The following is a 16,683-nucleotide window of genomic DNA, read 5'->3' as shown; positions in this document are numbered from 1 at the left end:
AGCAACAAAGACGAACAAATACAAACCCGGGACACAAAACCCCCCCCCCCCCCCCCCCCCCTCCCCTTTTCCCCCCCCCCCCCCCCCCCCCCCCCCCCCCCCCCCGGGACCGGGATCCGACCCGGCCGGGCGCGGTCGGCCGGTCGGAAAGACTGTGGTTTCGCATGCGTTTCGCCCCTGGGTTACGTCGGACGCGCAAAAGGCGTCACGAGACGTGAAAGAGCCACGGATTGTGCGCTGCTGCAGGGGATTCCTCACGCTTCAACGGCGTGGAAGCGCGTCCAGTTGATCTTGTTTTGGACGCAGTTCTCCCCGGCTGCCCGGTACGGGGTCAGTCGGGGGAGGTGGTGGGCAGGGCGGCTTCCCTGCCCGCGCCGTCGACGTCGTGGTCGCGGCTGGCGCCGATCAGCTTCAGCTGGGTGGTGGTGGCGTGGTCGGTGTGGACGGCGAACGGGTGGCGGGCGCCACCGGGGCCGTCGTGGCCGGGAGCGGCGGTGGGGGCCGGCGCGCTCGGGGCGCTGCTGCCCCCGGGCAGGCCGGGCGTGGAGTCGCCGCCGCCGTTGCGGGCGTGGACGCCGGAATCGCGCGGCTGCGGCTTTTCCTGCGTCGCCGGGAGGGTGTGCTGCCGCTCGATGAGGTGCACCACCGCGACCCGGCCCGACTGCGGCTCGGAGGTCGGTTCGGTGGTCGCCACGGGCGCGGTGGCGGTGGCGGTGGTCGTGGTGACGGTGGCCGTGGTCACCTCGGTGCCGCCGGTGAGGCCGTCGACCAGGCCCGGCACGATCGCCGTGGCGCCGCCCGAGTTCGAGCCGGTGCCCAGCACCGGGGCCAGGATGTCGTCGAGGGGGAGCACGGCGGGGGCGTCCGGGTGGTCCGCGGGCGGCTGCGTGAGCGGCGCGAGGACGGTGTGGGACAGCGTGGTCGTGACCGCGCCGACCGTGCTGGTGACCGTGTTCAGCGTGCCGCCGACCAGGTTCAGGACCCCGCCGACGAGCCCGCCGAGCAGGCCGCCGCCGGAAGAAGTCGCCTTCGTGGCGGGTTTCTCGGTCGCCGGCTCGTCGGCCTGCTGCTTCGCCAGGGACTGCTTTTCGGCCGGCTTCTCGACGGCTGGGGTCTCGGCGGTCTTCGTTTCGGCGACCGGGGTTTCGTCAGGCTGCTTCGTGGCTTCGTCACCGGTCTCCGGCTGCTGCGCGCACTGGGCGGCGCCGGCTTCGCGGTGGTGGCTCTTGCGGTGCTTGCCGTGGGCGAAGGACTTCGCGGGGGCTTGGTCCACAGTGGAGACTGACGGCGCGCTGGGGCAGCTCGCGGTTTCGGCGGCCGAGGCGGTGCTCCCGGCGAGCGCGCCGGTGAGCAGCCAGCCCGCCAGCGTCAGGCCGCCGGCGACCAGGATCTTGGCCGCGGGCCGGTGCAGCGCCGCCGCCCACGGGCGCGGCGCGCGCCCGCGCGCGAAAACGGTTTCACCCTCGGTGAGCGCAGGCTGCGCGGGAGCGCCGCGGCGCGCAATCGCCGTGCTGCTCACCGCCACCACCACCGTCCGCGCCTGAAGCTCTCGCATCGTCCGCTCGAGCTTGTTCTTGCTGAGGTCTTTCTCCGGCCAGGTCGCAGTTCCCCCGGGGCTGCACTCTTTCTAGCACCGCTCGGGAGTCTTTCATCTCTCCCGCGTTCGATCCAGCCCGTAAGGCGGAACGTCCCTACCGGGCACGGTAGGTGCGGCCGACAAGTTGATCACTCTCAGTGCCGTTCGGGTGCTCTTCTGCGACCATTCGGACGAGTTCTGCAACTTGCACATTCGGGGGTTGACCTGATGTTTCCGGACCGGCGACAGCGGTGCGTGCCGACTCGTGCGCGGTGGGTGCCGAGGCGGAGTTTCGGCTGGGCGATCGGAAAGTCGTCCGGGATGTGGGACGGCGATTGGGCTGAACGGGTGTGCGCGCTGCCGCCGCCGGTCCCGTGCGGCGTCCACAAGGGACAGCCGGAGCGCCGTTCGGAACCGCTGCGGTCCGTGATCGGGAGCGCGGTGATGATCACGGACGGCCGCACGCGCCGCCCGCGTCCGCCAGGCGAGCCCGTGACCCATCGGCCGGCTCGGGCCGCGGCCGGAATTTCCCCACCCGGTCGCGGAGCGTGACAGTGATGCGCGGCGAGCGACGGGCGTGCCGAGCGCTCCGCCGCGGCTGTCGACGGGCCGGCGCGCGCGGCCTCGCGACGCTTCCCCGCACTTGTGACGCGCTACGGCGTCGATTCCCGGCTGTCGACGCGTTCGCGAAGCCGTAGCGAGATCGTCAGACCAGTTTGCGCAATCGGGTGACGCCCTCGTCGATGACCTCGTTGCGCTTGCAGAACGCAAAACGCAGCAGGTGTTTCCACTCGTCCGGGTGATCGGTGAACACCTTCACGGGCACCGCGGCGACCCCCACCCGGGCGGGCAGCTCCCACGCCAGGTCGGCGGCGTCGGTGAAGCCGAGCGGCCGCACGTCGACGCAGACGAAGTACGTGCCCGCCGTCGGCCGCACGGCGAACCCGGCGTCGGCGAGCCCGGCCGAAAGCCGGTCGCGCTTCTCCTGCAGGCTCTCGCGCAGCCCGTCGACCCAGGGCAGCTCGTGGTCGAGCGCGTGCGCGACGGCCGGCTGCAGCGGCCCGCCGGAGACGAAGGTGATGAACTGCTTCGCCGCCTTGACCGCGGCGACCAGCTCCGGGGTCGAGCAGACCCAGCCGATCTTCCAGCCGGTGCAGTTGAACGTCTTGCCGGCGCTGGAGATGCTCACCGTGCGCGGCCGCATGCCGGGTAGCGTGACCAGCGGGATGTGCTCGTTGTCGTCGAACACCAGGTGCTCGTAGACCTCGTCGCAGATCGCGATCAGGTCGTGCTCGACGCAGAGCGCGGCCAGCGCCTCGAGCTCGGCGCGGGTGAACACGGTGCCGGTGGGGTTGTGCGGCGAGTTGACCAGGATCGCGCGCGTCCGCGGGGTGATCGCGGCGCGCAGCCCCTCGACGTCGAGACCGAACCGGCCGTCCGGGCCTTCGACCAGCCCGACGACCCGGCGTTCGGCGCCCGCCATCGCGACCGCGGCGGCGTAGGAGTCGTAGTAGGGCTCGATGACGACGACCTCGTCGCCGGGCTCGGTCAGGGCGATCAGCGTCGCCGTGATGGCCTCGGTCGCGCCCGCGGTGACCAGGATCTCCGTGTCCGGGTCGTACTCGGTGCCGTAGCGCAGCCGGTGCCGCGCGATGGCCGCGCGCAGCTCGGGCCGCCCGGGCCCCGGCGGGTACTGGTTGGCCCCGCCGAACAGCGCGTTCTTGGCGGCGTCGAGCATGCCGGCCGGGCCGTCGGTGTCGGGGAAGCCCTGGCCGAGGTTCACGGCGTTGTGCTCGACGGCCAGCGCGGTCATCTCCGCGAAGATGGTCGAGGTGAACGGCCGCAGGCGGGGGACGAGAGCAGGTTCGCGCACGATCAGCGATCCTCGCGGACAATGGTGGTGTGGAGCAACTGACCCCCGCCAAGGTGACCCCGGCCGACCCGCCGGGCGGCGCAGCCGGTGAAGCGGAAAAGCGGCGCGCGCTGCGCAAGATGAAGCTGGTCGCGCTGTCGTTCCTGCTCGGCGCCACCCTCGTGTTCCTGCTGACCAGCTGGGCGCAGTCGGCAGGCTGGCCGGGCTGGGTCGGCTACGTGCGGGCCGCGGCCGAAGCCGGCATGGTCGGCGCGCTGGCGGACTGGTTCGCCGTCACGGCGCTGTTCCGGCACCCGCTCGGCCTGAAGATCCCGCACACGGCGATCATCCCGAACAAGAAGGACGCGCTCGGGACCAGCCTCGGTGAGTTCGTCGGGTCCAACTTCCTCTCCGAGGAGGTCGTGCGCGACAAGCTCAAGCGCGTCGAGATCGCCCGGCGGCTCGGCGGCTGGCTGGCGCAGGAGGAGAACGCCGAGCGCGTGACCTCCGAGCTGGCCACGATGGTCCGGGCGGCGGTCCGCGTGCTCCGCGACGAGGACGTCCAGGCGATCATGGAGCAGGCGGTCGCGCGGCGGATCATCGACAAGCCGTGGGGCCCGCCGCTGGGCAAGATCCTCCAGGGCGTGTTCGCGGACGGCGCGCACCACAAGCTCGTGGACCTGATGTGCGACCAGGCGTACGAGTGGGTGCGCGACAACCACACGACGATGCTGCGCGTGGTGTCCGACCGCGCGCCGAGCTGGTCGCCGAAGTTCGTCGACGAGATGCTCGCGGACAAGGTCTACGGCGAGGTGCTGTCGTTCGCGTGGGCGGTCAAGACCGACGTCAACCACCCGATGCGGCTGGCGCTGGACAAGTTCCTCGGCGAGTTCGCCCAGGACCTGCAGACCGACCCGGACGTGATGGCCCGCGCCGAGCAGGTCAAGGGCCAGATCGTGCACCACGAGGAGGTCCAGCGCCTGATCGGCTCGGCGTGGAGCACGGCCAAGGAGATGCTCCTGACGGCGGCCGAGGACCCGTCGAGCGAGCTGCGCCGGCGCGTGCGGCTCGGGCTGATGTCGCTGGGGTCCCGGCTGGTCTCGGACGACCAGCTGCGCGCGAAGGCCGACGGCTGGGTCGAGGGCGCGGCGGCGTACCTGGTGAAGAACTACTCGGGCGAGATCACCACGATCATCACCGACACGGTCGAGCGCTGGGACGCCGAGGAGACGTCCCGCAAGATCGAGCTCCAGGTGGGCCGCGACCTGCAGTTCATCCGGATCAACGGCACGGTGGTCGGCGCGCTCGCCGGCCTGGTCATCTACGCCGTGGCGGAGCTGCTGTTCTGAGGGGCGAGTCGTATACCACACCTGGGGGACCCTCAACCCAGTTGTCCACAGGAAGCTGAGTTATCCCCCGGGTTATCCACAGCTTTTCACGGTGATGGCCTAATGACTGTCCACAACGTGTGGGGGTGGGGACTCCCGGGGCGTGGATATGTGGTGCCGGCCGGCGGAGTTGTCCACAGCTGATCGAGCGTCCACCGCTCGGATGAGTCCCGGCTCCGCACTCAACCGGACGACACACGCACCCAGACGGACGACACACGTACCTGGCCGGACGACACGGCAAGCCTCGCCGGGTCGGTCGTGTCGTCCATCCGCGTACGCGTGTCGTCCGCCGGTGTACGCGTGTCGTCCAGCTGGGTACGGGTGTCGTCCGTCGGGGTACGGGTGTCGTCGGGCGGCGGGGGCCGGGTCAGCCGGCGGCGGCGCGGGCTCGCCAGCCGCGGGCCTTCTCGCGGTTGCCGCACACCCGCATCGAGCACCACGTGCGTGAGCGGTTGCGGGACTCGTCGTAGAACGCCCAGAGGCACGTGTCCGCGGGGCAGATCTTCAGCCGGATCCAGTCGCCGCGGACCACGAGCCGGGCGCAGGCCGCGAACACCGCTCCGACCACGTCCTCCGCGACCAGGGCCGGGCCGTCGTCGGTGAGGGAGATGCGGGTCCCGACGTCGAGGCTGCCGCCGGGCAGGCGCGGGTCGCCGGTCGCGGCGCGCAGGGCGTCGCGCGCCGCGCGGGCTTCGGGGGCTGGATTGGCCTTGAGGCCGTGCGCGGCCGCCCACCCGCGCCACCGTCCGGGATCTTCGAGCAGGTCAGTGCCCTCTTCGACGTTGACCGTGTTGAGGAACTCCACGACGAGGGTGGCGTCGGTGTGCACGTGTCGAGTGTACGGCGGACGGTGGTTGCCCCCGGGTCCGCTAACCCACATAATCTATTCGCTGGTTACTCGCGAGCGAAGGGAGCGACGATGAGCGCGGTACCGACACTGGGTGTGGTGGCCCTGGACTGCCCCGACCCGGTGGCCCTGGCCGGGTTCTACCGGGCGGTGCTGGAGTGGGACGCGCCCGAAGTTTCCGAAGACGGGCACTGGGTGACGCTCACCAGCCCGGCGGGTGGCGCCGGCCTCGCGTTCCAGCGGGTGCCCGACTACCGGCCGCCGGCGTGGCCGTCGGCGGAGAACCCGCAGCAGATGCACCTCGACCTGAACGTCACCGACCTGGAAGCGGCGCACGAGCGGGTCCTCGGCCTCGGCGCGAAACTGCTGGACGACGCGCCGAAGACGTTCCGCGTCTACGCCGATCCAGTGGGGCACCCGTTCTGCCTGTGCGCCTGCTGAGCCGTTTATGCGTAGGCTCTGATGTGTGATTTGTCCGAAGTGTCAGAACCAGATGCGGACTGTGGACAAGAACGGCGTCCACATCGACCAGTGCGAAGGCTGCCGCGGGATCTTCCTGGACCGCGGTGAGCTGGAAGCCATCGCCGGTGCGGAGAGCTCGTTCTACGGGCACCAGCCTCCGCCTTACCAGGGCGGCCCGGCGCACTACGGCCGGTCCGACTCGCCACGCCCGTACCGCGGCGGCGGCTACCCGGACTCGCCGAAGGGCTACCGCGGCGGCGGCTACGCGGACTCGCCCAAGGGGTACCGCGGCGGCGGGTACTCGGATTCCCCGCGGCCGTACGGGCACGGCCACCGCAAGCGCGGCTTCCTCGAGAACCTCTTCGACTGAGGTGGGTCTCGACCTGCGGATCTGCCCGTCGTGCGGCGACCGGGCGGACAGCCCGGTCGTCTCCGGCGAGACGCTCGAGTGCGCCCGCTGCGGGCACCGGTGGCCGTTCCGGCGGCTGCCGCTGTTCGCGCTGACCGGCCCGAGCGGCGCCGGCAAGTCGACGCTCGGGCCGCTGCTCGCCGCGCGCTTCGCCGGGGACGTCGTCGTGCTGGAGCAGGACGTCCTCTGGACGGGCGCCCTGCGCGACGACGTCGAGGCGTTCCGCGCGGTCTGGCTCCGGATGGCGGCGATGCTGCACCAGAACGGCCGCCCGGTCGTGCTGTGCGGGACGGTCGCGCCCCCGGAGTTCGAGCCGCTGCCGGAGCGCGCGTTCTTCAGCGACGTCCACTACCTCGCGCTGGTCGCGAACCCGGAGGCGCTGGCCCGCCGGCTGCGGGCGCGGCCGGCCTGGCGCGAGTGGGACGAGCCCCGCATCGAGGAGATGCTGGAGTTCAACGACTGGCTGCAGAAGTCGGCCGCGGAGCTGGGCGTCGACCTGTTCGACACCACGGAGGCTTCGGCGGAGGCGACGGCCGGCTTCGTCGAGACGTGGATCCGCGCGAGGCTGCCCTAGCCGAGTGGCCAGGTGCGGCCCTCCGGCGCGTCGAGCCAGAACTGCTGACGCTCGCCGGTGACCGTCACGCCGAAGCGGTCGCGCTCCGGCTTGCCCAGCTCGCACCACTCGACGTAAGCCGCCTCCGCGAGCTCCCACAACGCGCGCGGGCCGCCCTGCGCCACCTCGTCCGCGCCCGCGCGCTTGCGGTGGCGGACCCACGAGCCGTCCTCGTGGACCAGGGCGACGCTCGGCGCGTCGTCGTCCGTGCTGTCGCGGACCGGGCGGACGCCGGGCAGTGCCAGCCCGGCGAAGAACTCGAACTGCTTGCGGGGCTGCAGCACCGTCGACATCGCCAGCCGCGTCTGCTCCCAGTCGCCGCGCGAGGGCATCGGCAGCGGCTCGGCGTCCGGCAGCCGGTGCGCGCGAAGCGGCATGAAGCGGCCGTCGCGCGCGAGGACGTGGCCGTGGCCGGTGCCGTCCTCGCCTGCGACCAGCCGGACGAGTCCCGCGCCGATCGGCCGGTGCAGCGTCGTGACGATCAGGCCGCCCGGCGTCGTCTGCGCCAGCCAGGCCGGCGGGATCGAAGACACCGCGGCCGTGCACAGCACCCGGTCGAAGAGCGTGCCGGCCGGGAAGCCTTCGGCGCCGTCGCCTTCGGCGCACGCCGGGTGGTAGCCCGCCTCGGCCAGCCGCGCGCGGGCCTCGCCGACGATCACCGGGTCGATGTCCACTGTGGACACCCGGCCGGCGCCGCAGCGGTGGCTCAGCAGCGCGGCGTTGTAGCCGGTGCCGGTGCCGATCTCGAGCACGCGGTGGCCGTCCCGCACCCGCAGCTCCTCGAGCATGATCGCCATGATCGAGGGCATGCTCGACGAGCTCGTCGGCGTGCCCGCGACGGGGCCGTCGCGCCGGGCGAGCTCCCAGCGGTCCGGGTCGTCGTCGAGCTGCGTCACCAGTACGTCGCGCGAGTAGACGGTCTCCAGCCAGCCCGGGTCACCGCGGTCGACCGCGGCCCACAGGCCGCCCGCCGGCACGAAGAACCGCGGCAGGAAGACGTGGCGGGGCACGGCGCGGAACGCGGCGACCCATTCCGGGGCGTGCAGGACGTCCTCGTCGAGCAGGTGCTCGACGAGGCGCCGCCGCAGCCGGGCCGAGCGCGTCATGTGCTCACGTTAGCGGGTGAGGACCATCACGCCCGATAGTTGCAAGCAGAGTGCTTGCAATAGCTAGCACTCGGGCGTACCGTCGGAATGGTCGCGAGGAGGTGACCGGATGACGGAGACCGGTGGGACGTCAGGATCCGGCAGTCCCATGGAGAAGGTCGCGGACATCGCTTCCGACATCGGCGAGTACATCCGCCAGCAGCGCAACACCGCGAAGATCTCGTTGCGCCAGCTGTCGAAGCTCGCCGGCGTGTCCAACCCGTACCTGAGCCAGATCGAGCGCGGGGTGCGCAAGCCCAGCGCCGAGATCCTGCAGCAGATCGCCAAGGGACTGCGCATTTCGGCCGAAGCGCTGTATGTGCAGGCCGGGATCCTCGACCTGCCGACGGGCGGGCCGGTGGGCGACGCGATCCGCGCCGACGCCGAGCTGACCGAACGGCAGAAGCAGGTCCTGCTCGACGTCTACGAGTCCTTCCGCCGGGAGAACGCCGCGGCACGGCCGGCCGCCGGATCCCCCACCACGGACACCCCAGACAGCACACCAGCCGCAGACACCAAGGAGTCACCATGACCACCCCCAAGACCGAAGACGTCAAGAAGGCCGTCAACACCGCCCTCGACCAGGTCCGCACCCCGCTGCTCGCCGCGCTCGGCGCCGGGAACCTGGCCGGCCAGGCCGTCACCGACGCCGTGGCGAAGGCCCGCGAGAACGTGACCAAGGGCAGCGAGACCGCCCGCAAGAACCTGCAGGAGCTCCCGACCGACGTCGACAGCCTCCGCGAGAAGCTGGACCCGGCCGAGCTGCGCAAGGTCATCGACGAGTACACCGAGGCCGCGCTCAAGCTGTACAACAAGCTGGCCGAGTCGGGCGAGCAGGCGTGGGACAAGATCGCCGCGCAGCCGCAGGTCAAGAAGGCCATCGAGCAGCTCGAGGAGGCCCTGGGCACCGCGCAGGGTCAGGTCGAGGGCGTCACCGCCGAGGTCCGCGAGCGCGTCGACGGCGTGCTGGCCACCTTCACCAAGCGCACCCGCTCGGTCGGCGAGAAGACCGCCCGCAAGGTGACCGAGGTCGCCGGCGACGCCGCCGAGGCCATCGAGGACCTGGGTGACGACGTCGCCCACGAGACCCGCTCCGCGAGCCGCAAGGTCGCGAACAAGACGGCCCCGAAGACGGCCACCCCGGCCCGCCGCACGACGACCGCCACGGCCGCCGTCAAGAAGCCGGCCGCGCCGAAGACCGACAAGTAAAAACGCCGTGAAGACCCCGGCCCCGCCACCGACCACGGTGGCGGGGCCGGGGTCGTTCGGGCGGTTTGCCGTAAGCTGTCGCTGTGCTGGTTGCCATCTGGATCATCGAAGTCATCCACTGGGGCAGCGCGCTGGTCGGGCTCTTCGCCTTTGTGCACGCGCTGCTCCAGCGTGCCGACGCCTACTCCGCCGCGGACCGCAAGACCAAGCCGGTCTGGATGCTGATCACCGGTGGCGCCACCCTCGCGATGGTGCTGTTCTACCTGGATCCCAACAGCCCGGGCATGATCTTCTGGGTGCCCGCGGCCGCGGCTTCCCTGGTCTACCTGGTGGACGTCCGTCCCAAGCTGATCGAGGTCCAGCGCGGCGGCTCCAACTGGTAGCTAGGCTGACGAGGTGACCTGGACGATTGCCGGGAGCCTCGCGGTTGTTCCCGCCCCCACGCGTACTGACCTGCTCGCCGAGCCCGTCGCCAAGGCGCTGGCCGCGCTCGCCGAACCGGACGCTCTCGGCGTCGCGGAGATCGACCCGGCCCTCGCCGACACGGCCGCATTCTGCGAGACCTACGGCTCACCGCTCGAAGCGTCGGCGAACTGCGTCGTCGTCGCCGGCAAGCGCTCGGGTGAAGTCCGCTTCGCGGCCGCGCTTGTGCTCGCGACCACCCGCGCCGACGTCAACGGCGTGATCAAGCGCCGTCTCGACGTCCGCAAGGCGTCGTTCGCCCCGATGGACGAAGCCGTCTCCCTGACCGGCATGGAGTACGGCGGCATCACGCCCGTCGGCCTGCCCGCCGACTGGCCGATCCTGGTCGACCAGCGGGTCGCGGACGCGCCGGAGCTCGTCATCGGCAGCGGGATCCGCGGCAGCAAGCTGCTGATCTCCGGCGCCGCACTGGCCGCGCTGCCCGGGGCCGAGGTCATCGAGGACCTCGCCAAGTGACGTCCGTCTGGCTCCGGTACCTGACCGGTGCCGACATCGACTCGCTCGGCATCACCGACGCGGACATCGTCGGCGCGGTCGAGGACGTGCTCGCCGACCACGGCCGCGGCCAGGTCGTCTTCGAGCCGCGTACGCACCTTGTGCCGGACAACGGCGGCAAGGGTCACTTCAACATCCTTCGCGGCCACCTGTCCTCGAAGCAGGTCAGTGGCGTGAAGGTCGTCGGTGACTTCGTGGGGAACTTCGAACGGGGCCTCCCTTCCGAGATGGCGTTGATCCTGCTGCTGGACCCGGACACGGGCATGCCGCGGGCGATCGTCGACGGCACGATGATCACCGAAGCCCGCACCGGCGCGATGACCGCCGTCGGCGCGAAGTACCTGGCGCGCCCGGACTCCCGGGTGCTCGGGCACATCGGCGCCCGCGGCACCGCCTGGTGGAACGTCGTCCTCCTCGACTCGTTGTTCGACTTCGCCGAGATCCGCGTGACCAGCAAGCGCCCGGAGTCCCGTGAGGACTTCGGCCGCCGGCTCTCCGAACGGCTCGGCAAGGACGTCCGCGTCTGCGCCACGGCCGAGGAAACCCTCGACGGCGCGGACATCCAGGTGGAGGCCTCCAGGCTGGTCGAGCCCGAGGCACTCGTGCGTCGCGAGTTCCTCCGGCCCGGCACCTTCCTGGTGCCCTACGGCACGATCAGCGCACTGGAGCTCACGCTGCTCGAAGACGTCGACAAGGTCGTCGTCGACGACTGGCGCGAATCCCAGTCCGGCAACCCGCGGTTCGGCGCCCTGCGCCCCCAGCTCAACGCCGGCCTCCTCACCGCGGACGGAGTCCACGCCGAGATCGGCGACGTCGTAGCCGGGAAGAAGCCTGGCCGCGAGCACGACGCCGAGCGGATCCTGTTCTGGCACCGCGGACTGTCCACAACGGACGTCGCGGTGGCGGACATGATCCTCACCCGTGCCGAGGCTTCCGGCGTCGGCACCATGCTGCCGTACCGATGATCACCGACGGAAGCGAGTTCGCCGACAGTGAACGGTTGGTTCTGGACAAACCGCTGGTAGAAGCCCTGCGGCGGCGCCGGGACGAGCTGTTGACGGCGCTGGAAAAGCGTGCCGAGCCGATCTACGGCGTCACCACGGGCATGGGCCGGCTGGCGGGAGTCGCGCTCGATGCGCGGCAGCAGGCCGAGCACCAGCGCAACCTGCTGGTCGGCCGGGCCGTCGGCGGGCCGCCGTGGCTCCCGCCCGAGGACGTCCGGGCGCTGCTTCTCGTGCGGCTGCGGGACTTCCTGCAGCCGTGGTCGGGGGTGAGCCCGGAGCTGGTGCAGTTCCTCGTCGACCGCCTCAACGACGGCTTCACCCCGGCGGTCCCGCGCGGCGGCCTCGGCAGTTCGGGCGAGATCATCCCGCTGTCGCACGCTTTCCAGACGTTCCTCGGCATCGGCACGGTCCTCGAAGACGGCGTCGAGACTCCTGCGGCGGAGGCGCTCGCCCGCCGCGGCGCGGAGCCGTATGTGCTGGGGCCCAAGGAAGGCGCTTCGCTGCTTCAGGGTTCTCCGCTGGCGGTGACGCACGCGCAGCGCGGCCAGGCCGAAGCGCGGCAGCTCATCCAGCTGCAGACGCTCACCGAGGCGATGGCGATCGACGTCCTCGGCGCGCCGCGCGAGGTGTTTTCGCCGGTCATGGCGGGCGGCGACGACCACCTGCGGCGGCTGCTGACGGCCCTGACCGGGATGGTGGGCGCGGGCCCGGTGCGTGCCGGGGTCGTGCAGGCGCCGCTGTCGGTGCGGGTCGCGCCGCGGGCGCTGGCGCACGCGTCCCGCGTCAACGACGAACTGGCCGAGGCCCGGCGGCGCTGGGGGACGATGCCGGGTGACTCGCCGTCGTTCGCCGACGGGGACTTCCTCCCGGGGACGGCCTACCACGCCGTGGACCTGGGCCTGCGGATGGACGCGGTGACGGCTGCGCTCGTGCACCTCGGCGAGATCTCGGTGCAGCGGACGCACCGCCTGCTCGACGAGCGGTTCAGCGGGCTTCCGGCGCAGCTCACGACCGACCCGGGCCCGCGCGCGGGACTGGTGCCGCTGCACAAGCGGGCGGCGGGGGAGCTGCACTCGTTGCGCCGGCTCGCGGCGCCCGCGACGCTCGGTTCGATCGACACGTCGGCCGGTCAGGAGGACGTGCAAGCGTTTGCGTGGGCGGCGGGCGAGCAGCTCCGGTCGGCCGCGATGCACCTCTTCGCGATCACGGCGTGCGAGCTGGTCACGGCGTCGCAGGCGCGGTACCTGGCCGCGGACGGCGTTCCGGGGTTGGGCGCGGCGTACGAGTGGGTGCGGACGGTCGTGCCGCCGGTGGAGGAGGACCGGCCGCTGGGGCCGGAGGTCGGACGGCTGGCTGCCGCGTGCCGCTCGTTCAGCGGGTGATTTCCCCTATGTGGCGCCAGGTTTCGGGCGACACCGTCAGCGTGCCGGACGCCGGGGCCTTCGAGTCGCGGACCACGACGGCGTCGGCGGTGACGGCGACCTCGACGCAGTCGGCCTGGTTGCCGCCGTTGCTGTAGCTGCTCTTTCGCCAGTGGGCGTCGGGCACTGTTTGCGCCTCCTGTCAGATTTCGGCGATCACCCGCCGAAGCAGCTCGATCGAATCCGGTTCGTCCAGCGCGAGGTCGGCGAGATGCCGGAAAACCAGCCTAGCAGCGTTGACGTCCTTGGATTTCTCGAACTGGAGCGAGCCGAAGCCGTGCTCGACGTAAACGATGTCCGGCTCGGCGAGCTGCGGATAGCTGAGGATCGTGAAGCTGCCGTCGCGCCCGGGATGGAGCCCGTGGTTGAGGGGCACGACCTGCACCGTGACGTTGGGCAGGTCGGCGCGCTCGATGATGTGCTCGAGCTGCGCGCACTGCTCGTTCGGCAGCAGGTCGGCGCGGCGGAGCGCGGACTCGTCGATGATCGCGTGCAGCTGCAGGGGCGGATCGCCCGCGAGCCGGGTCTGGCGGCGCAGGCGGACGGCGACCGCACTCTCCAGGCGGCGGCCGGTCAGCGGGTCACGCACGCCGCCGAAAGCTGCGCGCATCCAGGCTTCGGTCTGCAGCAAACCGGGGACGAGACCGAGCTGGTAGGTGCGGACCTCGTCGGCGTCGGCTTCCAGCGGCACATAGCCCATGTCGTTGAGGCCGTAGGCGTGCCACCAGCCCTTCTCCCAGGCGCGGTCGTACTGGCTGACCCACTCGTCGTAGTCCGACACGATCACGCCGTAGCGGTCCAGCAGGCCCAGAAAGCCGTTGTAGTCCGGCAGGTGGCCCAGCTCGATGCGGCTCATCTTGTTCTTGTTGAACCGCATCGGCTCGCCGGCCTCGACCTGGGTGAGACCCGCGTCTTCGCGTAGGCGGCGAAGCTTGTTGGCGAGCAGGCGCTTGCGCGCGTTCGGCTTGTTACGCTCCACACACGGATCGTAAGGTGTGACTGCGCAGGGTGAGATTCCTACGACTCACGCCGGGCGTTCTGCAGCGCCAGACCTCGGGGTGTGGCCAAACGGGTGATGAGCGCAAACGCGCCGTCGCACAGCAGGGCCAGGATCACCGCCGCCAGGCCGCCCGCGAAGATCTCGCCGTAACCCTGCGCTCCCAGCGCAAAACCGTCGACGATGTAGCGGCCGAGGCCACCGCCGTCGTTGACGATCGCCCCGATGGCGACCGTCGCGATCAGCTGGAGGAACGACACGCGCGCGCCGGCCAGGATCACCGGGGACGCCAGCGGCAGCTCGAGCCGGAGCATGATCTGCCCCTCGCGGTAACCCGTTCCGCGCGCGGCGTCGACCGTCTCCTGTTCCAGGGACACGACACCGGCGTAGGTGTTCGTGAACAGCGGCGGCATCGCCAGCGCGACGAGCGCCAGCAGCAACGGCCAGAACGTCGTGTCCAGCTCCCAGCGGCTGGCCAGGAACCAGAACAGGATGATCAGCCCGAAGCTCGGGATCGCGCGGCCGATGTTCACCGCGCTGCTCGCGAGGAACGCGCCACGGCGGTAGTGAGCCAGCCAGAGCGCCGCCGGGATCGTCAGAACGGCCGCGATCACCAGCGCCAGCAGCGAAAACCGGAGGTGCTCGACCGTGCGGTACGGAATGCCGGCCTTGTCCGTCCAGCTCCAGCGGTTGGGGTCCGCGAGCCACGCGTTCAGCTGGTCGAAGAAGCTCATCGTCCCCGCACCTTCCGGGTCCAGGGCGCCAGCAGGCGCTCGCTGAGCCACAGCAAGAGGTCCACGACCACCGCGAGCACCACCGACAGCACCACGCCGACGATGATCTCCGTCGGGTTGGGCGTGGCTGTCTGGATGCCCGCGCGGATGAAGTACCCGAGGCCGCCGAGGCCGAGCATCGACGTCACCGTGACCAGGCCGATCGTCGTCACGGCGGCGACGCGCAGCCCGGCGATCACCACCGGCAGCGCCAGCGGCAGCTCGATCTGCCACAGCAGCCTGCCGCGGGTGTAGCCCATGCCGATCGCGGCTTCGCGGACCTCGTTGGGCACCTGGTCGACGCCGGTGACGATGTTGCGCACGAGGATGAGCAGCGTGTACGTCGCGAGGGGGATGACCGCCGAGACGAACGTCAGCCCGAAGAACGGGACCAGCACGGCGAACGCGCCCAGGCTCGGGATCACGTACAGGCCGCCGGCCGTGCTCAGGATGAAGCCGTACGACCAGCGGAACCGCAGGGACAGCAGCGCCAGCCCGACCGAGACGACCAGCCCGATGCCGAGCGCGGCGGCGGTCAGCGAAACGTGCTCGCCGAGGCGCTGGACGATGTCGTCGGCGTTCCGGTCCACCCATCTCCACTGGAAGATCGGGGGTCCGCTATCGGCGGCCAGCGGGGTCACCGCGGTCACATGCACCGGCCGACCCTACCCCGTTCGGGCGGTCGAATTCCGCAGGTTGGGAATCTGAGACGTCTTCTCCCAATATATGGGCGCTTGTCGGTGGGCGGCGCTAGGGTCCTTTCGTCTGTTCGAGTGATGAGGGAGTGGGGATCGTGCGCTGGTTCCGGAACGCGTCCGTGGTGGCGGTGGCCGTCGCGGCCACGCTCGGCTTGGCCGCCTGTGGTGGTGGCAGCGACAGCGGTGACAAGCCCGCCGCGCAGGGCAAGGGAGGGGCGCCGATCGTCGTCGCGTCCTTCAACTTCACCGACAGCCAGATCCTCGCCGAGATCTACGCGCAGGCGCTGGAGGCCAAGGGCTACCCGGTGACGAAGAAGCTGAACCTGGGCTCGCGAGAGCTGATCTACCCGTCCCTGAAGTCCGGCGAGCTGCAGTTCGTCCCGGAGTACCAGGGCGCGGCGATCACCACCGGCTTCGGCAAGGAGGCCGGCAAGACCGCGCAGGAGGAGCACGACCAGCTGGCCAAGCTGTTCGAGCCCAGCGGCGTCGGCCTGCTGAACTTCGCGCCGGCGGAGGACAAGAACACCTACATCGTCAAGTCCGACCTGGCGAAGGACAAGGGGATCGCGTCCATCAGCGACCTCAAGAAGCTGGACAAGGTCGTCATGGCGGGCCCGCCGGAGTGCGAGAAGCGGCTGCCGTGCTTCCTGGGCTTCAAGGACGTCTACAAGCTGACGAACGCGACCTTCCAGACGATCCAGGAGGCCGGGCCGCGGGTCGAGCAGCTCAAGTCGGGCGCGGTGACGGTGATCCCGGTCGACTCGGTCAGCCCGCTGACCGGCGACTCGAACTACACGGTGCTGAAGGACGACCTGAACATCGTGCCGACGGAGAACGTCGTGCCGGCGGTGAACAAGAAGGTGCTGGACGAGCGGGGCGCGGACTTCGCGACGGCCGTCAACGCGGTGAGCGCGAAGCTGACGACCGATGTCATGCGGGATCTCAACAAGCGTGTCGATTCCGATGGTGAGAAGGCCGAGGACGTCGCGAAGGACTGGCTGTCGCAGGCGGGTCTCTGAGCTGATGGACTGAAGCCCGCTCCGGGGATTCCCCGGGGCGGGCTTCTTGCGCACGCCATCCGGTGGGATTCCCGGCCGGAGTGCGGAGAACTTCGGCCTCGGCAAGGCGCCGGCGAAGCCCTTTGGTTCACCCGGGCCGGGTCCGGTAAGTGCCTTTCGCGCGCCTTGACGGGGGGTTCCGCTGCCGGGGAGGAGACCCCGGGGGGGGCTCTTGTTCCCCCCGGGTTACTTTCGCCAACTCCGAGTCCCCGCGGGGGCTTCCCCCCATTGCCCCGCTAAAACATTCCGC

19 protein-coding genes are annotated in these 16,683 nt (G+C 70.9%); 11 read left to right on the top strand and 8 right to left on the bottom strand.

The annotated features are described in order from the left end of the window. Nucleotides 1-331: 331 nt before the first annotated feature. Nucleotides 332-1,555, bottom strand: coding sequence for a hypothetical protein (locus ACZ63J_RS13350; protein WP_465400711.1), 1,224 nt, complete (start codon nucleotides 1,553-1,555; stop codon nucleotides 332-334). Between the two features lie 727 nt (nucleotides 1,556-2,282). Further along, nucleotides 2,283-3,449 carry a pyridoxal phosphate-dependent aminotransferase gene (locus ACZ63J_RS13345; RefSeq protein ID WP_465400710.1) on the bottom strand — a complete coding sequence of 389 codons (1,167 nt, stop codon included), beginning with the start codon at nucleotides 3,447-3,449 and terminating at the stop codon, nucleotides 2,283-2,285. Between the two features lie 29 nt (nucleotides 3,450-3,478). Between ACZ63J_RS13345 and ACZ63J_RS13340 the strand changes: the two genes are divergently transcribed. Beyond that, a complete protein-coding gene (locus tag ACZ63J_RS13340; protein ID WP_465400709.1) occupies nucleotides 3,479-4,777 on the top strand; it encodes a DUF445 domain-containing protein in 1,299 nt (432 codons plus the stop codon). 409 nt (nucleotides 4,778-5,186) lie between these two features. Here the strand turns inward: ACZ63J_RS13340 and ACZ63J_RS13335 are convergent, their stop codons facing one another. Beyond that, nucleotides 5,187-5,648, bottom strand: coding sequence for a CGNR zinc finger domain-containing protein (locus tag ACZ63J_RS13335; protein ID WP_465313796.1), 462 nt, complete (start codon nucleotides 5,646-5,648; stop codon nucleotides 5,187-5,189). A 90-nt stretch (nucleotides 5,649-5,738) separates the two neighbouring features. On the opposite strand from ACZ63J_RS13335, the gene ACZ63J_RS13330 reads away from it, so the two are divergent. The 3 genes from ACZ63J_RS13330 to ACZ63J_RS13320 are packed head-to-tail and all read left to right on the top strand — an operon-like array spanning nucleotide 5,739 to nucleotide 7,111. Further along, nucleotides 5,739-6,107 carry a VOC family protein gene (locus ACZ63J_RS13330; protein WP_465341861.1) on the top strand — a complete coding sequence of 123 codons (369 nt, stop codon included), beginning with the start codon at nucleotides 5,739-5,741 and terminating at the stop codon, nucleotides 6,105-6,107. A gap of 25 nt (nucleotides 6,108-6,132) precedes the next feature. After that, nucleotides 6,133-6,498 carry a TFIIB-type zinc ribbon-containing protein gene (locus ACZ63J_RS13325; protein ID WP_465341863.1) on the top strand — a complete coding sequence of 122 codons (366 nt, stop codon included), beginning with the start codon at nucleotides 6,133-6,135 and terminating at the stop codon, nucleotides 6,496-6,498. Nucleotide 6,499: 1 nt separating this feature from the next. Beyond that, nucleotides 6,500-7,111 carry an AAA family ATPase gene (locus ACZ63J_RS13320; RefSeq protein ID WP_465400708.1) on the top strand — a complete coding sequence of 204 codons (612 nt, stop codon included), beginning with the start codon at nucleotides 6,500-6,502 and terminating at the stop codon, nucleotides 7,109-7,111. Here the strand turns inward: ACZ63J_RS13320 and ACZ63J_RS13315 are convergent. Continuing rightward, the gene (locus ACZ63J_RS13315; RefSeq protein WP_465400707.1) at nucleotides 7,108-8,256 is read right to left on the bottom strand and encodes a methyltransferase domain-containing protein; all 1,149 of its coding nucleotides are present in this window, start codon (nucleotides 8,254-8,256) and stop codon (nucleotides 7,108-7,110) included. The two genes, ACZ63J_RS13320 and ACZ63J_RS13315, sit on opposite strands and share 4 nt — an antisense overlap. A 148-nt stretch (nucleotides 8,257-8,404) precedes the next feature. Here ACZ63J_RS13315 and ACZ63J_RS13310 point away from each other — a divergent pair, with 148 nt between their 5' ends. The 6 genes from ACZ63J_RS13310 (at nucleotide 8,405) to ACZ63J_RS13285 (ending at nucleotide 12,868) form a co-directional block, all read left to right on the top strand. After that, nucleotides 8,405-8,827: a helix-turn-helix domain-containing protein gene (locus ACZ63J_RS13310; protein ID WP_465401003.1), complete on the top strand. Its 423-nt coding sequence runs from the start codon at nucleotides 8,405-8,407 to the stop codon at nucleotides 8,825-8,827. Continuing rightward, nucleotides 8,824-9,504, top strand: a complete 681-nt coding sequence (locus ACZ63J_RS13305; RefSeq protein ID WP_465400706.1) for a hypothetical protein — start codon at nucleotides 8,824-8,826, stop codon at nucleotides 9,502-9,504. The genes ACZ63J_RS13310 and ACZ63J_RS13305 overlap by 4 nt, the downstream gene beginning before the upstream one ends. A gap of 83 nt (nucleotides 9,505-9,587) precedes the next feature. After that, nucleotides 9,588-9,887: a DUF2516 family protein gene (locus ACZ63J_RS13300; protein ID WP_465313802.1), complete on the top strand. Its 300-nt coding sequence runs from the start codon at nucleotides 9,588-9,590 to the stop codon at nucleotides 9,885-9,887. Between the two features lie 13 nt (nucleotides 9,888-9,900). Beyond that, nucleotides 9,901-10,443 (top strand): YbaK/EbsC family protein, encoded by a 543-nt coding sequence (locus ACZ63J_RS13295; protein WP_465400705.1) that lies wholly within the window; start codon nucleotides 9,901-9,903, stop codon nucleotides 10,441-10,443. Further along, nucleotides 10,440-11,447 carry an ornithine cyclodeaminase family protein gene (locus tag ACZ63J_RS13290; protein WP_465400704.1) on the top strand — a complete coding sequence of 336 codons (1,008 nt, stop codon included), beginning with the start codon at nucleotides 10,440-10,442 and terminating at the stop codon, nucleotides 11,445-11,447. The genes ACZ63J_RS13295 and ACZ63J_RS13290 overlap by 4 nt, the downstream gene beginning before the upstream one ends. Beyond that, entirely contained in the window at nucleotides 11,444-12,868 is a 1,425-nt protein-coding gene (locus ACZ63J_RS13285) for an aromatic amino acid lyase (RefSeq protein ID WP_465400703.1), read from the top strand. Before ACZ63J_RS13290 ends, ACZ63J_RS13285 begins: the two co-directional genes overlap by 4 nt. Here ACZ63J_RS13285 and ACZ63J_RS13280 read toward each other — a convergent pair. Genes ACZ63J_RS13280 through ACZ63J_RS13265 form a run of 4 tightly spaced genes read right to left on the bottom strand, consistent with a single transcriptional unit; the run spans nucleotide 12,858 to nucleotide 15,333 of the window. Beyond that, complete coding sequence (locus ACZ63J_RS13280) at nucleotides 12,858-13,034, bottom strand: DUF397 domain-containing protein (RefSeq protein ID WP_465400702.1); 177 nt, start codon at nucleotides 13,032-13,034, stop codon at nucleotides 12,858-12,860. The two genes, ACZ63J_RS13285 and ACZ63J_RS13280, sit on opposite strands and share 11 nt — an antisense overlap. A 15-nt stretch (nucleotides 13,035-13,049) precedes the next feature. Continuing rightward, entirely contained in the window at nucleotides 13,050-13,886 is an 837-nt protein-coding gene (locus tag ACZ63J_RS13275) for a helix-turn-helix domain-containing protein (RefSeq protein WP_465400701.1), read from the bottom strand. A 38-nt stretch (nucleotides 13,887-13,924) separates the two neighbouring features. Continuing rightward, a complete protein-coding gene (locus ACZ63J_RS13270; RefSeq protein WP_465400700.1) occupies nucleotides 13,925-14,638 on the bottom strand; it encodes an ABC transporter permease in 714 nt (237 codons plus the stop codon). Then, nucleotides 14,635-15,333 (bottom strand): ABC transporter permease, encoded by a 699-nt coding sequence (locus ACZ63J_RS13265; RefSeq protein WP_465341876.1) that lies wholly within the window; start codon nucleotides 15,331-15,333, stop codon nucleotides 14,635-14,637. Before ACZ63J_RS13265 ends, ACZ63J_RS13270 begins: the two co-directional genes overlap by 4 nt. 137 nt (nucleotides 15,334-15,470) lie before the next feature. Here ACZ63J_RS13265 and ACZ63J_RS13260 point away from each other — a divergent pair, with 137 nt between their 5' ends. Beyond that, on the top strand, nucleotides 15,471-16,394 hold the full coding sequence (locus tag ACZ63J_RS13260) for an ABC transporter substrate-binding protein (protein WP_465341878.1): 924 nt from the start codon (nucleotides 15,471-15,473) through the stop codon (nucleotides 16,392-16,394). The last annotated feature ends 289 nt before the right edge of the window (nucleotides 16,395-16,683 follow it).

Source organism: Amycolatopsis sp. NPDC104863 (assembly GCF_055582965.1).
The sequence above is the reverse complement of the archived record's forward strand: the minus strand, read 5'-3'. Positions and strand labels throughout refer to the sequence as shown.

What these genes read in the sequence shown, in the direction of transcription:
- ACZ63J_RS13330 (WP_465341861.1), top strand. Translation starts at nt 5,739, where the DNA reads ATGAGCGCGGTACCGACACTGGGTGTGGTGGCCCTGGACTGCCCCGAC.
- ACZ63J_RS13270 (WP_465400700.1), bottom strand. Translation starts at nt 14,638, where the DNA reads ATGAGCTTCTTCGACCAGCTGAACGCGTGGCTCGCGGACCCCAACCGC.
- ACZ63J_RS13285 (WP_465400703.1), top strand. Translation starts at nt 11,444, where the DNA reads ATGATCACCGACGGAAGCGAGTTCGCCGACAGTGAACGGTTGGTTCTG.
- ACZ63J_RS13305 (WP_465400706.1), top strand. Translation starts at nt 8,824, where the DNA reads ATGACCACCCCCAAGACCGAAGACGTCAAGAAGGCCGTCAACACCGCC.
- ACZ63J_RS13315 (WP_465400707.1), bottom strand. Translation starts at nt 8,256, where the DNA reads ATGACGCGCTCGGCCCGGCTGCGGCGGCGCCTCGTCGAGCACCTGCTC.
- ACZ63J_RS13350 (WP_465400711.1), bottom strand. Translation starts at nt 1,555, where the DNA reads ATGCGAGAGCTTCAGGCGCGGACGGTGGTGGTGGCGGTGAGCAGCACG.
- ACZ63J_RS13310 (WP_465401003.1), top strand. Translation starts at nt 8,405, where the DNA reads ATGGAGAAGGTCGCGGACATCGCTTCCGACATCGGCGAGTACATCCGC.